18 protein-coding genes are annotated in these 14,679 nt (G+C 51.8%); 11 read left to right on the top strand and 7 right to left on the bottom strand.

What is annotated here, in order from left to right; genetic code table 11:
- Positions 1 to 26: 26 nt before the first annotated feature.
- Positions 27 to 419: a hypothetical protein gene (locus tag VGA14_RS04545; RefSeq protein WP_331002563.1), complete on the bottom strand. Its 393-nt coding sequence runs from the start codon at positions 417 to 419 to the stop codon at positions 27 to 29.
- A gap of 109 nt (positions 420 to 528) precedes the next feature.
- Between VGA14_RS04545 and VGA14_RS04540 the strand changes: the two genes are divergently transcribed.
- The 3 genes from VGA14_RS04540 to fsa are packed head-to-tail and all read left to right on the top strand — an operon-like array spanning position 529 to position 3,795.
- Positions 529 to 2,169, top strand: a complete 1,641-nt coding sequence (locus tag VGA14_RS04540) for a ribulose-phosphate 3-epimerase (RefSeq protein ID WP_331002624.1) — start codon at positions 529 to 531, stop codon at positions 2,167 to 2,169.
- Positions 2,170 to 2,188: 19 nt separating this feature from the next.
- A complete protein-coding gene (locus VGA14_RS04535; RefSeq protein ID WP_331002562.1) occupies positions 2,189 to 3,133 on the top strand; it encodes a transketolase family protein in 945 nt (314 codons plus the stop codon).
- Positions 3,130 to 3,795, top strand: coding sequence for a fructose-6-phosphate aldolase (gene fsa, locus VGA14_RS04530; protein WP_331002561.1), 666 nt, complete (start codon positions 3,130 to 3,132; stop codon positions 3,793 to 3,795). The genes VGA14_RS04535 and fsa overlap by 4 nt, the downstream gene beginning before the upstream one ends.
- On the opposite strand, the gene VGA14_RS04525 is transcribed toward fsa, so the two are convergent.
- The gene (locus VGA14_RS04525; protein WP_331002560.1) at positions 3,792 to 5,369 is read right to left on the bottom strand and encodes a vWA domain-containing protein; all 1,578 of its coding nucleotides are present in this window, start codon (positions 5,367 to 5,369) and stop codon (positions 3,792 to 3,794) included. The genes fsa and VGA14_RS04525 overlap by 4 nt on opposite strands.
- The gene (locus tag VGA14_RS04520) at positions 5,369 to 6,193 is read right to left on the bottom strand and encodes a MoxR family ATPase (protein ID WP_331002559.1); all 825 of its coding nucleotides are present in this window, start codon (positions 6,191 to 6,193) and stop codon (positions 5,369 to 5,371) included. Before VGA14_RS04520 ends, VGA14_RS04525 begins: the two co-directional genes overlap by 1 nt.
- Before the next feature lie 81 nt (positions 6,194 to 6,274).
- On the opposite strand from VGA14_RS04520, the gene VGA14_RS04515 reads away from it, so the two are divergent.
- From VGA14_RS04515 to VGA14_RS04495, 5 genes are read left to right on the top strand one after another with little or no spacing between them, the layout of a single operon-like run.
- Entirely contained in the window at positions 6,275 to 6,826 is a 552-nt protein-coding gene (locus VGA14_RS04515; RefSeq protein ID WP_331002558.1) for a hemerythrin domain-containing protein, read from the top strand.
- 36 nt (positions 6,827 to 6,862) lie between these two features.
- Positions 6,863 to 7,177, top strand: coding sequence for an antibiotic biosynthesis monooxygenase family protein (locus VGA14_RS04510; protein ID WP_331002557.1), 315 nt, complete (start codon positions 6,863 to 6,865; stop codon positions 7,175 to 7,177).
- 5 nt (positions 7,178 to 7,182) lie between these two features.
- Entirely contained in the window at positions 7,183 to 7,455 is a 273-nt protein-coding gene (locus tag VGA14_RS04505) for a hypothetical protein (protein ID WP_331002556.1), read from the top strand.
- A 34-nt stretch (positions 7,456 to 7,489) separates the two neighbouring features.
- The gene (locus VGA14_RS04500; protein WP_331002555.1) at positions 7,490 to 7,756 is read left to right on the top strand and encodes a hypothetical protein; all 267 of its coding nucleotides are present in this window, start codon (positions 7,490 to 7,492) and stop codon (positions 7,754 to 7,756) included.
- A gap of 60 nt (positions 7,757 to 7,816) precedes the next feature.
- On the top strand, positions 7,817 to 8,665 hold the full coding sequence (locus tag VGA14_RS04495) for a class I SAM-dependent methyltransferase (RefSeq protein WP_331002554.1): 849 nt from the start codon (positions 7,817 to 7,819) through the stop codon (positions 8,663 to 8,665).
- Between the two features lie 3 nt (positions 8,666 to 8,668).
- Here the strand turns inward: VGA14_RS04495 and VGA14_RS04490 are convergent, their stop codons facing one another.
- Positions 8,669 to 8,929 carry a hypothetical protein gene (locus tag VGA14_RS04490; protein ID WP_331002553.1) on the bottom strand — a complete coding sequence of 87 codons (261 nt, stop codon included), beginning with the start codon at positions 8,927 to 8,929 and terminating at the stop codon, positions 8,669 to 8,671.
- 78 nt (positions 8,930 to 9,007) lie between these two features.
- Between VGA14_RS04490 and VGA14_RS04485 the strand changes: the two genes are divergently transcribed.
- Both VGA14_RS04485 and VGA14_RS04480 read left to right on the top strand, forming a co-directional pair.
- Complete coding sequence (locus VGA14_RS04485) at positions 9,008 to 9,160, top strand: CBS domain-containing protein (protein WP_331002552.1); 153 nt, start codon at positions 9,008 to 9,010, stop codon at positions 9,158 to 9,160.
- 127 nt (positions 9,161 to 9,287) lie between these two features.
- Positions 9,288 to 9,863: a pyruvoyl-dependent arginine decarboxylase gene (locus VGA14_RS04480; RefSeq protein ID WP_331002551.1), complete on the top strand. Its 576-nt coding sequence runs from the start codon at positions 9,288 to 9,290 to the stop codon at positions 9,861 to 9,863.
- A gap of 961 nt (positions 9,864 to 10,824) precedes the next feature.
- Here VGA14_RS04480 and VGA14_RS04475 read toward each other — a convergent pair.
- From VGA14_RS04475 to VGA14_RS04465, 3 genes are all read right to left on the bottom strand, one after another.
- Positions 10,825 to 12,426 (bottom strand): SagB/ThcOx family dehydrogenase, encoded by a 1,602-nt coding sequence (locus tag VGA14_RS04475; RefSeq protein WP_331002550.1) that lies wholly within the window; start codon positions 12,424 to 12,426, stop codon positions 10,825 to 10,827.
- Positions 12,427 to 12,747: 321 nt separating this feature from the next.
- Positions 12,748 to 13,794 carry a hypothetical protein gene (locus VGA14_RS04470; protein ID WP_331002549.1) on the bottom strand — a complete coding sequence of 349 codons (1,047 nt, stop codon included), beginning with the start codon at positions 13,792 to 13,794 and terminating at the stop codon, positions 12,748 to 12,750.
- Positions 13,795 to 13,847: 53 nt separating this feature from the next.
- Positions 13,848 to 14,120 carry a nickel-binding protein gene (locus VGA14_RS04465; RefSeq protein WP_331002548.1) on the bottom strand — a complete coding sequence of 91 codons (273 nt, stop codon included), beginning with the start codon at positions 14,118 to 14,120 and terminating at the stop codon, positions 13,848 to 13,850.
- A gap of 113 nt (positions 14,121 to 14,233) precedes the next feature.
- Here VGA14_RS04465 and VGA14_RS04460 point away from each other — a divergent pair.
- Positions 14,234 to 14,679: tyrosine-protein kinase family protein (locus VGA14_RS04460; protein ID WP_331002547.1), on the top strand; the 446-nt coding region annotated here is incomplete at its 3' end.

Genomic DNA, 14,679 nt, shown 5'->3' with positions numbered 1-14,679 from the left:
GGACGCCTCTCATTATTTTAATGTGATCAGAACCGAAAAGTTGCGCCGTGCGACAGCATCTTCGCCAATCGTTTTAATGCGTTATCGGGCGTGCTGCATACAGGGTTTCGTAGCGCCGAAAACGTGTCGTCGTTCTTGCCGCCCCTGAGCCAGCCCGCCATTATTCCCTGCGTAAGCGGCGCAAGCCCGGACCTTGCGCCAAACGCGCCGTGTTTGTTGATGAGCCAGAACATTTTCGTCGCGTCGTATCCCTCTGGAAACACTGCCGTCTTTGCATTTCTTGCCTCCTGCGAGCCGTGGCCGGCAGTCCTTATCCAGCCCCTCGAGAATCCACTTGCTGCTCTCGCAAACCGCGTGCACGGGCCGCACTCGTCGTCGTATATGAGAAGCGGCCTGGGAAAGAGCGACGACAGTGCCACGGCATAATTTCCCTCGTTCGCCTTTTAAAGCTTGCAAAAGGGGGAGCTATCTTTTTATTTTCCTCAAAGTCAGTTTGAGCTGCAGTGGCATTATCCTCCGGTGAAAGATATGGGCTTTAACATGCGCTACCTTGAGCTGAAGAGGAAGATCCGCGAGGTCCGCATGTGGGCCATCCAGGGCATCGCGGAGGCCGGCTCGGGCCACCCCGGCGCGTCGTTTTCTGCCGCGGAAATCATGGGCACGCTCTATTTCCGCAGGATGAGGCACGACCCGAAAAATCACTCGTGGGACGAGCGGGATTATTTCATTAATTCAAAGGCGCACTCGGCGCCAGGCTTTTACTCTACTCTCGCTGTTGCTGGCTATTTCCCGCCCGAGGAGATAAAGACGCTCCGCAAGCTCGGCTCGCGCCTGCAGGGCCACCCAGTCAGGTACTCGGAACGCCAGAAGCACCACAGCGTTCCCGGCATAGAATACTCTGGTGGCTCCGAGGGCATAGGGCTCTCTGTGGGCGTCGGAATCGCGCTTGCAAGCAGGCTTGACGGCAAGAAAAACCGCGTCTACGTCCTGATCGGAGACGGTGAGTCGAACGAGGGTCAGATATGGGAGGCGTCCATGGCGGCCGCGAAATTCAAGCTAGACAACCTAGTTGCTGTGCTTGACAGGAACCGCGTCCAGCAGGACGGCTTTACCGAGGATATCATGCCCCTAGACCCGACAAAAAACAAGTGGGAGGCTTTCAACTGGCAGGTCTTTGAAGTCGACGGCCACCGCGTCGAGCAGCTTATGGACGCGCTGAACAAGGCTTCTCAGGTAAAGGACAAGCCGGTGATGATAGTCGCAAACACGGTCAAGGGAAACGGCGTGCGCCACATGGCAAACAACCCGCAGTGGCACGGAAAAGCGCCTACGAAAAAACAGACGCCCGTTCTCATGGAAGAGCTGGAAAGCGAGTTCTTTATCGCGCCTTCAATCATAGCCGGTGAGAAGGAGAATTACGAGCAAAAGATCAAAAAGGCCGAGCGCGAGGGCGTAGAGCTCATACACCTTGACGTGATGGACGGCAGGTTCGTCCCGAACAACACGTTCTTGGCAGACACGATAAAGAAACTGAGACCTTCAACGTCATTGCCTTTTGACGCCCACCTTATGATTGAAAAACCCATCGACCACATAGACGAGTACATCGATGCCCGGTGCGACATCATAACCGTGCATGCAGAAGCCTGCATGGAGGACGAGTTTGCCGTTATTCAGGAGAGGTGCCTGGCGGCGGGAATCAGTCCCGGCATCGCGATAAACCCCGAAACCGACGTACCAAAGTGGCTTTACCCCCATTTGCCGGACCTTGACGTCGTGATAGTGATGTCGGTGAACCCCGGCTTTGCGGGGCAGAAGTTCATCCCCGAGACGCTGCCCAAGATGGTCGCAGTCAGCAAGGAGCTGCGCGAGCACGGCTTTAACGGCTACATAGAGGCCGACGGCGGGATCGACGCGACGACCCTTCAGTCCGTGTACGACGCCGGCGCACGCATATTCGTGGCAGGGAACGCAGTATACGGCAACGCCGACATACATTCTGCCGTGATCCAGCTGCGCCACAAGGCCGCAGTCACGCTTGAAAAGAAGTTGCTAGAACACGCCACGCGCCTTGGCATACGCTACGACTGGATGAAGGTGCGTAAACATATATTGATTCCGTACGCATCTGAACTTGGTATAGAGGAAGAGCTTAATGTTATTAAGTAGCGAGAAAAAAACTGCCGACATGAGGGGTGCTTACGGCGACGCCCTCGTGGAGCTCGGCAAGTCCGACCCTCGCGTCGTGTGCGTTGGAGGCGACACGACTGACTCGCTCAAAACCAAGAAGTTCGGCGACAAGTTCCCCGACCGCATGTTTAACGTCGGAATAGCAGAAGCAAACCTTGTGTCTATAGCCGCCGGACTTTCGATTGCAGGCAAGGTGGCGTTCGCAAGCACGTATGCGGCGTTTATCCCCGGCAGGGCGGTTGACCAGATCCGCAACACGATATGCTACCCAGCGCTTAATGTAAAGCTGGTAGTTTCGCATGGCGGCCTCACGGTCGGGCCCGACGGCGCGTCGCACCAGCAGATTGAAGACCTAAGCACGATGCGGGCGATACCCAACATGCGCGTGATTATCCCGGCAGACGCAGTCGCGGTAAAGCACCTGATAAAGACTATTGCAGACACGCCTGGCCCGTTCTACATGCGCCTTGCAAGGCCCACGACAGAGCTTATCTATTCGGAATCGGCGCCGGCAGAACAGTTCACAATTGGCAAGGGAAACGTGCTGACGGACGGATCTGACGCCACGATAATAGCCTGCGGGCTGATGGTCGGAAAGGCCCTTGAGGCGGCGGCATTATTAAAGCGTGAGCATGGCCTGTCAGTGCGTGTAGTCGACATGTTTACAATAAAACCAATCGACACCGAGCTTGTGGCCAAGTGTGCCAAGGAAACCGGCGCGATTGTAACGGCTGAGGAGCACAACATAATCGGCGGCCTCGGTTCAGCTGTGTCAGAGACTGCAGGCGAAACCTGTCCCGTTCCGATAAAGCGGGTCGGCGTGCGCGACACGTTTGGCGAGTCGGCCCGGGACGAGGAAGTGGACGCGCTGCTGGAGCAGTACGGCCTGACCGCAACAGAAATAGCAAAGTCAGTGATTGAAGCAAGGAGTAGGGTCAGATGAAGATCTTTCTCGATACAGCAAACCTCGACTCGATAAGAAAGTACAACGATATGGGGCTCGTCGATGGCGTGACGACAAACCCAACTCTTTTGTCAAAGGAAAAGGGCAGCCCTGCCGAGATTATGCGCGAAATTGTAAAGATTATCAGCGGGCCTGTAAGCCTCGAGGTCGTGGCCACCAACTACGACGGCATGATGGAAGAAGCCCATCGACTGAAAAAGTATGGCAAGAACGTTGTAGTCAAGATCCCCATGATCCCAGAAGGGTTGAAGGCTGTGAAAAAGCTCAAGGAAGAAGGCATACAGACAAACGTGACGCTAGTCTTCTCTGCAAACCAGGCAGTGCTTGCTGCAAAGGCCGGCGCGGCGTACGTCAGCCCGTTCATAGGAAGGCTGGACGACGCGGGCCAGGACGGCATGACGCTCATCCGTGAGATAGTGCAGATTTTCAACAACTACAACTTTGACACGAACGTGCTCGTCGCAAGCATAAGGCACCCGATGCACGTTGTTGAAGCGGGCAAGATAGGCGCGCACGTAGTCACGCTGCCACCTGACATACTGGGCAAGATGGCCACCCACCCGCTCACCGACAAGGGCCTGGCGGCGTTCCTAGCTGACTGGGAGAAGGTCAAGAAGGAAAACCCAAAGATGTCCATCTAGGAACGCAGTAGCTTTATGACTTTCTTAGGCATGTCCTGCAGCCGGCTGACTGCCAAGATTTTTTCATAGTTCAGGTACTTCAGGTTGTGACCAATCTCCACCGCGTCGTTGAGGTGCCTGCCGACTCCTATTGCGACCATCTTGACGCCGGTCTTGCGGTACGAGAGCACCATAGTCCTCACCGCGTCAAAATCTGACGGCTCTCCGTCTGTCAGCGTCACGAAAATGTCGGGCCTGAACGACTTTAACGCCGGCTGCAAGAGTCCATAAACTTCTGCAAGCGGCGTGCCGCCTACCGCTTTGATCTGCGCAAGGCGCCTGGCTGATGCAATAGACCACTTTACGTTTGGGGGCTTTACCACCCAGCACTTGACCTGGCGGTTTTCCGTGGAAAATGCATAGACTGCAAATTTCACGCCAAGGTACGCCAACGCCTCGCACAGCGCCACGGTCGCCTGCTTGTACTCTAGCTCGACGTCAGCTATGCTGCTTGAATGGTCCAGCAGGAGCACGACCTTGGTCTTTATTGAGAGCTTCATGTCGGTCAGGAAGGGCTTTGGCAGGGCCTCCGAGAACGTCTCGATGTCGAGCTCCTCGCCCGTCTCATCGTGCCTCTCTATCCAGCCTGTCTTCCAGTCCCGAAACGCGGCTTTGACTTTCTGTATCAGGTCGAGGTCGTATATCTTGGTCTCGTCAACGTCCATCCTGTCAGGCATCGAGAGCCCGAAATTTTCCAGGCTGTCGTAGCCCTTGTTCTCTGTCTTTTTGCTCTCCTTGACAAGGGTCTCAAACTCGTGCAGCACGTCGCTTCCCTCGTAGATCTCTTTTGCCTTTTCCTCAGAGTCCTTTTCCTTCTTTTTGGTGCGCACCGCCTTTTCTATTTGCTTCAAAAGATCGGTCTGCGAAAGCGACGCGCCCATCCTTGTGCGGGGTGCAAGAACAGGTATAGATACCAGCGGGTCTAGCTCTAGGATTTTTACCAGCTTTGGTATGTGCTGCTCCACCCACTCGGTGCCGTGGCCGTTTTCGATTGCTTCTTTGATTATCTCGTTTGCAAACTCGGTTGCCCTCTGCACCTTGCCCTGCTCGCCCCCGAAGAGCTCGCCCTTGATGTAGCCTGTCAGGAAGTACTGCGAAAACGCCTCGGCTATCTTGTACCGGCCGTATATCGTGTTCAGCAGCTGCCTCGAAATCCACGATATGCCCTCGTTAAATATCAGCTCCCCTTCCATGCCCTCCCAGTCCCGGAGCCCGAGTATCTCGACCCGCTTTGTTTCAAGCGTGTTCAACAGAAAGCCGAATGCGTGTTCGTTTGATAGCACCTTGGAAGAGTGCTTCATGCGCATCGACTCGTACCACAAGGCGACGCGCCATTGACGATATTTCTGAAAGTCCGTACCCACGTAGTACGGCAATCCGGGCAGCGCTATCTGGCTCCTGTCCGGCTTTGTCACGGGCTGCCTGTCCGGCACCAGTGTTACTGTCACGCGGTCGTTGAAGGACCACCTGCGCGAAAGGAACGTGGCAATGTCGAGAAGGACGTCGTTTCTCATAATCGCGCTTGGCCTTGACATTACCTGTCGCCAAAGATTGAAGTTATCATGTCCATTACTTTCTGGTATTCGACCTGACCCCACTGGTCGTACACGTTAGCGTAAACTACTTCGGCTGCCTGCCTGCGGGAAAGCCCGGCGCCAAGCATCTTGGCAAACGCGATGGTCTCGCGAAGTGACGGACTGTAGTACAGCTCTTCTACAGCCGCTGCGTCGCGCAGGCTCCTTGCGAGCTTGATCGCGTGCCTGACATCCCGAGCCGTTTGCTCGTCAAAGTTGACGTGGCGCTTGACTATTTCGAGCTCAAGCTCCTCTGGCGGGTAGTCGAGCCTCATGCGGACCGGGAACCTGCTCAGGAGCTGGGGCGGCAGCTCCTTTGTCCCGACGTGAGAAAGCGGGTTTATCGTGGCTATTGCAAACCATCCCGGCGCCGCCCTTATCACCTGACCCTCGGCCTCCTTCAGGACGAGCTGGCGCCTGTCGTCCAGCGCCTCGTCAAGCCTGAGAAGCACGTCTGCTTCAGCCGCGTTCAGCTCGTCAAGATACAGCATGCTGCCTTCCCTCATCGATTTTACCAGCACGCCTTCAGCAAAGTTGATCTGGCCATTTTCTATGGTGTGGGTGCCCACCAGGTGCGACTCCCTTGTGCGCAGCGAAAAGTTCACAGAATGAAGCGGCTTTTTCATCTTGGCGGCGAACTTGCGCACGAGTGTGGTCTTGCCCGTGCCTTTGGGGCCGATTATGAGCACAAACAGGCCCGAGCTGTAGGCCTTTTCCAGCACGTCAAGGGCGTTGTTCCAGTCAAGGTAAACTATCTCCTGACTGTCCAGTTCTGCTGCTGACATCTGCGCAGTACTTGTCAGTCAAAGGTATTTGAGCGTTTAAGCGTCGTGCGGCTATTATATGGCCCGGCGCCATCCATGTGTGTGAGCACCCGGGAGCTCAAGCAGGATCACGTGGTGGTCAGGCGCGTGCGGGACATTGCGCAGCGCTGCTCTGACAAGCTTTACGCCGGCGAGAGCATCCCGCTTGAAGATATTGAAATCATTTCTGTCGTGATCGAAGAGTTCATCGACGCGTTCCACCATGGCAAGGAGGAAAAGGCTTACTTTCCGTCGACAGAGGTTAAGAATGACACATACGCGAAAGAGGTGCGCAAGTTCAGGATAGAGCACGAGTTCGGACGCAGGGTCGCAGGAATGATGCGGCGCCACTTGAAAGAGTGGAGGAGGGGCATCGATAGTCGCGAGCCGGTCGCCCGCTTTTTGAAAACCTACGCCATCTACGTCACAGACCATACCGGAAAAGAGGACAGGTTCTTTGACATGATCGAAGAAATGAAAAGTTTGTCAGACGAAGAGGACCGCGAGCTATTGAAGCGCTACGAAATTTGCAGAAAAGATGTTGGCGGTGACGCGAGAGTAGAGGAGCTGCTGAGGCTTATTATATATCTAGAAGAGCGCGACTGGATGAAGTGAATTTGTCTTAAATAACGGCTTTTGCAACTTGCTGTCATGGAACTTCCAGTCGTCAACGAGAAAGGCAAGTTTGTGGTGATATCTGACATCGAGCTGAAAAAAGAGTCTATGCAAGACTTCAAGAAGTGGTTTGTCGAGTCAAACAAGGTTGTGTCCAAGTTTGACGGCTTTATCGCAAGGAGGCTCTTAGAGTCGCAGGACGGCCACCACCGCATAATGGTGATGTTCCGTGACAGCGATTCTTTTTCAAAGATGCGCCAGACGCAGGAGCACGCTGCTGTGCACGCGCAGGCAGTACAATTCATGGCCAGACCACCAATGCCGGCGTTCTACAGCGTGGTGGCAGAGTGACAGAAATGGCGGACCTTTCAGAAGCAGAAGCATGGGACATACTAAAGCCCGTATGCCGCGAGCTTTTCGAGCTTGTGAACGAAAATATGCTGTGCTTTGTCTCTGCGAGCGAGAGCAATGGCGCGTTTTCCATACAACTGAAGTCAAGCAGGCTGCACTTTGCGTCGCGCGGGTTCAAGGACAGCATAGGCGATGTCGAGTACGGCGACGGGAAATTGCGGATAGGCATGCGGGCAAATGGCAGGCCGGGCAACGTGTTCATCGACCTAAGCGGGTAGCCTTAATAGCGAGATTTTGCATATTACGGCATTCATGGAAGCCGTCGAGAGCAAGGAGCTTTCCGAGTACATAAGGAGCGTCATCGACGCGGTGAAGGAAGGCACGAAGGGGACAGGCTACCTTGCAGACGGTGAGATAATTTTGGAGCTCACGGTGGTCAACGCCAAGAAGTCAAAGGACGGCGTAAAGATACTTGTTGTTGATTCCAAGGGCAGACATGACAAGGGCACGGTTTCAAAGATCAGGATCCCGCTGAAGGTGGACGAAAGCGTGTCAGGTGTCTTGATGCCAAGCGACTAGTCCCGAGTATTGTGAGCTCTGATTTATAACAGCAATCAACCCGGCAGTAATTGCACGCCGTTGATTTCGGTAAACCCGCTCCAAGCCGTCCTGTGGACTTTTAGGCGCAGCGAACGCGATGTCGTCAACCTATACAATTCCCTCTCGCCGGTTATGCAGCTGGCAACAGGCGGCAACATGCTGAATTTCGGGTACTGGAACGGCGCTCGTAATCCGGTCGCGGCGCAGTGCAACCTGTGCTCTCTGGTAGGCAATATCGCCGAGCTTTCCTCTTCCAAGAGGATGATAGATATCGGAAGCGGGCTTGGCGCGCCGGCTATGTATTGGAAAGAAACGCATGATTGTGGCATCGTCTGCGTGAACATCAATCACAGGCAGCTCTTGTTCGCCACAAAATCGTTTGGCAGCCACGACGGCATTTCGTTTGTGAACGCGACTTGCACCGCGCTTCCCTTTTCCGACCAGTCTGCCGACAGGGTGGTCGCGCTTGAATCCGCCCAGCACTTCAAGCCCCTTGAGAGGTTCATCGCAGAATCAAGGAGGGTCCTGAAAGCTGACGGCATATTGGCAATGGCGCTGCCGGTAATGAAGCAGAACGACGGTCATTTGAAGGCGGCCGTCAAGCTCGGGATCCTTTCGTTTACCTGGTCGTCAGAGCACTATGGGCTGGAGTATGTCAAGTCCGTGATTGAGCGCGGCGGTTTTACGATAAAGGATGTCAGGCACGTTGGCCACCAAGTGTATGAACCGCTGGCAGAATATTACGCTGAAAACAGGCAAGCCCTCAGGAAGAATATCTTGAAGGAATACTCCTCGTTTATCGAAGGCGTCCTGTACAAGTCCCTGTTGAAGATGAAGGACGCTTCCGAAAAGGGGATAATCGACTACGTCATCATAAAGGCGTCGTAGCGCTTACCAGAATCGAAACCCCTTTTGCTTCAGGCGCGGGAATGCCTCTCTCACCAAGCCTTTCACGTCCTTGGGCATGTTCTTGTCTTTGAGTATCTTGTCAAGGTCGTTTTTGTTGATTGCAAGGCCTGCCGGGCTTATCTTGTAGAACCACTCGATGTCAATTTCGCTGATGATGTCGACAGAGTTTTCGCACCCTTTCATGCCGCATCTAACAAGTTCTTTGGCAAAGCTGATGTGGCCGTCACCGCATCGGTAGATCAATTGCTCGTAATCTGGCAATCACCTATTTACAAATGACGTGAAGTGTTGAAAGCACGACGACGCAGCCAAAACCTTACTTTGGCACGACCAGCAAAACAGGCGCTGTCAATTCTAAAAGAGAAAAACATTAACCGGCTGGCTGTCGTAAATGAGAAAGGAGAACTTGAAGGCTTGCTTACTCCAGAGATGATTGCAAAAAGGCTTCCCGAAGATACGATAGCAGAAACATAAACGCGGCCCAGCTTGACGCCATACAGGCGCGGAAGGATCTTACAGGGCATCAACGTTGTCATGGCAGCGACAAACATGCTGTATCCCTAACGCGCATGTTAATTAGACTAGACCGTCAACTTGATACATGGAATCGATGCCGCCGGCTGATCCGCTGTTGTATGTGCCAAAGTTGATGTTTTTTACAAAAGGCAAGGGCACACACAAGGACTTCCTCACAAGTTTTGAGCTGTCTCTTCGGGATGCAGGGATTGGCGACCTCAACTTGGTTTCTGTTTCTAGCATAAAGCCACCGCACTGCAAGATTGTTGGCATGAAAGAAGGCAGGGGATACCTTCGTTCTGGCCAGATCGTATTTGCAGTCATGGCCCGATCTGCAACAAACGAGCCCAATAGGCTGATTGCTGCGTCTGTGGGGCTTGCCAGACCTGTTGATGACAACCAGTTTGGCTACCTGTCTGAACATCACTCGACTGGAGAAACAGAACAAAAAGCTGGAGATTATGCGGAGGATATGGCCATGGAAATGCTTGCCACCACTGTGGGACTGACAAACGACCCGAGCCTTACGTGGGATCAAAAAGAAGAACAGTGGAAGCTATCAGGCAAGATATACAAGACGCAGAATTTCACCCAGTCGGCTGAAGGGAATAAAGACGGCCTATGGACTACCGTGGTAAGCGCAGCTATTCTTATTCTCTGATTCGCACTGACGGCCACTTTTTGTACATTAGTCTTGCAGCGGGCGCGTCTGCTTTAGGTCACATCGCAGATTAAGGCTGCTCTTATTGACAGGGACTTGGGACGAGATAATCAAGCTACAATAACTACGAAGATGCGCGCTCTTTTTGCGAGACCCCAGTGTTTCGTGCCCGTTACCGCAGTTGACAGTAACACCGGGAGGTAGGATTTGTGGGGTACGGTTGATAGAAGGTTGATCATTGTTTCTTGCACTTGTGAGGCAGGTCAGAGCGCCAGTCGAGTGGAATTAGCTTCCCTGTTCTTGTTCGGAAGCCGTCATCAAAGTAAATCGCCACACCACAGTATTTGCATTCTAATCGACGCATGAAATTGGACAGTGTTTGCCACCTATACCATCCTTCAATTACCAGTATCCTCTCATTTACCTTTTGGATCAAATTGAATGCTCTCATATCTATTGTCTAGATTTCCAAGCACAACCCAGTAAGGAATTTTCTCACTCTACCCGTCCCCTTTTCAAAGTCCGGGCTGAAATAATATTCCGTAAATGAACCTGTAACTAGACCATGAAGTCCTAAAAGATGGCATGACTTCAATAACCATGGATATTCGTAGGCTGTAGCGTGCGGAGCTACACTTCATGAGTTGCCGCATTTACTTTCTCCAAATTGACGACTTTTGAAAAGTCATCAGGAAAAGGGGGCCGGAGTTAGGCTCCCCTTTTGCAATTCCTATAACTGCTCTTCCTGATTTCGTTGTTGGCTGTCACTCCGAGCGTAGATCTTACTCGGTGGTTTAAGATAGTATCGCCCATTCAATTGTGGAAAATGGAAAGTCTGTAGCTGTTGAGGGCAACTCTATGAGTAAAATGGTGCGAAGTACAGGGGGTTTGGATTCACGCTTATTTTTACTGGCAGGCGTAGGTTCAGGTTCCATCCTGCCAATGAAAGCCACGTGCCAGATCACTGGTTCGACTCGAGTTCACTTTTTGTCAATCTCGCCGCCAAGATTTTCCCGGGGCTGGCCTTATAAGCAGGTATTCCAACGCCGATGGCTATCATTGCGGCTTTGCCTCTCGCATGTGGAGAGAATAATTCAGTAACTGCATCGTCATAGAACGTAGAGCCAGAGGCCCCCAACCCTTGCGCGTAGGAAGAAAGATAGATCTTGCCAGCAACTACCCCTGCTTCAAATTCGCATGCTCTATAGCCTCTGTTGCCCAGAGCCTTCAAAACGGCATTTAGGTCTGTCATCATAAAGAATACGGCGCTTGCATCGCCAAAAAGGGGCTGCCCAAGACAGAGGTATCCAGATTCATTTCTGCTCGTTATTTCGTTCCTTGTATCAAGCCGTTCCAATGAATTGGCGTGCTGGTTGTAGAAGTAATGTCCTGGCGCCAAGCCGTCAACCGCATTGGCTATGAGATAGATATCAACCGAGCTTCCTCCTTCCTTCAGAAAATCGAGAGGAACGCCTCTGGTTGAGCTATAAAGGATGGTCGATAACTGGTCCTGCGAAATTGCCAGGTGAGAGAATCGTCGGCTTGAACCGCGGCGCAGGATGACATCGCCCAGGCCCCCAGACTGGCCCGGCTGTCTATCCGGGGAAGGGTCCTCTGATTCGACGCGCCTCGGCGGATAAATCCCGCCGCTGAGCCATTCCTTCACCTCCGCATTAGTTACTAGGCTGGATGCTTCGTGAAGCTTCCATATTTCAGGGTACTCTGCCTCCCTTTTTGAGAGGGGAAGATATCTTGGATTGGCAGCAACTGCGAGAGGCTCGGGGTCTGGTTTCAAGTCGTGGAAACTGGCCGCCCCAGTAGGCCGAGAACCGATGGAAGCGAGTACCACGGCGGCTTCTTTTCCTTGTTCTAGGCGAAGAAGATTGTTCACAGCAGAGTCCACAAATCCCATAACAAGAGCGGGTCGCAGACCCGCGGAAATGGCCACCGCAAGTAGGTTGGCAGCTATAACCCCGGAGTCCCAGAACCAGTGACGGTATGAACGAGCTCCATACTTCCAAGCGTTTCTCCAAGCCAAGGATGTAAAGGCCAGTGTTACTGGAGAAGACAGTATGTTGGGATTGCCTCCTGCCATTGCAGCCAGTTTTGGCCTGTAATCCCCGCTGCGCAGCTCTGTCAGCGAAAAATCCCCTGGACAGAAGTGATAAACGCCTGCAGGTAGCCCGCTTATTTCTCGGGAAACAAAATACAGCTCGATTGGATAAAGGGCGCCCGTAGCCGAGGCTGCGCGCATGTAATAGGTGCCAGAGTCAAACTTCATTTCTCTTGTTATTCCTGCTGTGAAGAATAGTATTTGGGCTAATGCGCGCAAGTCAAGCGATGACCCGGGTGAAAGGGGGCGCATACTTTGTATGCAGGTTAGAGCGTCGGAGGCAGGACTTGGAAAGTCCTGTGGAAGAGGAATTGAGGGCAGGTCTGGGTAGACTTTGAAGGCCCGGGGCTTGTTATCCCAATCCAGATAGTGGCGAAACATTTGCAATTTTGCTTCTGAATGCTTTGTCTCTTCGTGATAATCGATAGCGTATTTGATCTCTTTATTCATCTCTAATTTTTCCTTTGCACCTTGGACGAATTAATCATTACTGCAATTAAATGAATAGGAGAAAGGCGCGAAGTGCAGATGCTTGCCTGCAAGAGCGTAAATCCAAACATTGGGGAACATTTGTAGAAAAAGATACTTTGAGCTCGCATGGTGTCCAAACAGCAATTTCTACGAGGAAAACAACCGGTGTCGCGGCCGACATAGTTTTTCGGCTGACAACAAATCATTGCGCGATGATGGCTTCCAACGATAAATTGCCAATACTTGCCAAGAACCTAGTAACCTGTTTTCTTCGCAAACACACTGCACGATCTTGACTACTCACTTGTCCTCGCGCTGTTTTTCATCGAGTTCAAACGACCACCGGCGATTGTAGATTTCATCCTTCAGTTTGAAGCCTTTAAACATCTGAAAATAAACTTGCTTTGTCCTATTTTGTTTGTCCAATTCAGACTGGATCCAGAGAGATTCAAACATGGACGTATTTGAGAACACTGTTGATTCGCTGTTTGAATAGGTAGCGAGTCCGATAGCTTCCTGAAAAGTGTCTTTTGTTGCATCGGTTACTTCTATCACTAGACTCTTTGATTCGTCAATAATGAACGTAGTTATCTTTGATGGTAAGAATTGCTGGAGATAGTTAACCCGTATATCCTGTGTAACCTTGAACTCGGCCTTGGAAATTTCTTTTGTAGCGTTGTCTTCCATAACCAGTATCCTTACTCTGATGCCATTTCTTGACAAAGGCCCAAGCGCTTCTAGAATCCCCTCGCGCTCGGCCAAGAAAAGCATGTTCCTATTTGAGAAGAGGATAGATATCTCATAGATTGCAGAGTTTATTAGATTCAACACAAGTGCCTTGAGACGGTGCGGATCTCTGACGGTTTCCATAAATTCACTCTCGCCACCTTTTCTGATTTCAAGGATCCGCTGTTTTGCAGGAAACGCGTTTTCAATCAGCTTGCTAAAAAGGAACTGCTGGCTGTCAACAAATGACGGAATGCTGATGCGGATCAGCTCCTCCTCACCTTTTTCGCTTATCGCATATCCAAGATACTCTTTTCCATCGATGATCACGAAATTGCCTCTAAGTAAAGGGACGTGGTAAAGATCGAAACACTTCATTATCTCCTTGCAATGAGCCGAGTTCTCCCCAGTAATCTCGGTGATGCACCTGAGCTTCGCACCCTTGGCCTTCAACTGAATCATACCGGGCAAACCAGCAGTAATTGAAGATACATTATTTGCGTCGACATAACAATCAAGGCTCTGACCAAGCGTGGGAACAAGCTGTGGAAGGAACTGGAAAAGGGTGTTACCAGTAACGACTTGGATGCCCTCGAGCCCCGCACCGTCATGAGACGCCAATATCTCTTCTATGCATGAAAATAGAATATAAAGTCACAGTAGGAGGTTCTATTCTATGTGGATGGTTGGCCGAGCTGACCTGGAGGCATAAAGGGCCTTGCCATGCTGACCTCTGTAATCCATTCACACTTGATGTTGACCTTTGCGTGATGTTTCTCGATGGAATCAACGTCAGGCCCTTCCAGAAGGCAAAAACAGACGCCTGCGTCTTTGTTGTAGAACAAGTTGACATGGCTAACTCCAAATTCGTCTCGAGGAGCCATACATAGTTCCTTGAGCTGGTCCTCGCCAAACGGTACTTTGTGCACATCCAGAAAAACTGGCATTAACTTGAAAAGAGGTGTGTATGATATAAGAATTTGCGTGTGCAAGGCGTTTAATCTTAACTTGCGTAAGGATTCGCAGCAACTCTAAATACGTGGACGGTCGTTTAGCCGATGTGACCCGGTGCATCGCCTTCCATTCCTACAAAGGCGGTACAGGCAAGACTACCATTGCATCTAATTTCGCCGCGCTGCTGGCAAAAAAGGGGTACAACGTTTTCCTCCTCGACCTTGACGTCTATGCGCCTAGCATTCAGGCTTACTTTGAGATGAAGCCAAAATTCTGGATCAATGATTACCTTAACAACGAAGCCGAGGTGGACGACGTACTAAATGACCTCACACACCATGTTTCAGAATCCGTTTCTTCACCAGAAGGCATAGGCAAGCTATGGGTGGGCTTTTCCAACCCGAAAAAAGAGGAGATTTTCAAGCTGGAAGGCAGCAAGCAGGACAGCACCAGATTTCAGCTGCTGAGGAGATTCATACAGCTGCGCGAGAAGCTGGTTTCAGACTATGACGCCAACTACATCATAATTGATACAAGCCCCGGAATAAGGTA

Origin of the sequence: Nitrososphaera sp. (genome assembly GCF_036397675.1) — an archaeon.
In the GTDB taxonomy this organism is placed as follows: domain Archaea; phylum Thermoproteota; class Nitrososphaeria; order Nitrososphaerales; family Nitrososphaeraceae; genus Nitrososphaera.
Note: the sequence above shows the minus strand (reverse complement) of the source record. Positions and strands in the feature narration are given on the sequence as shown.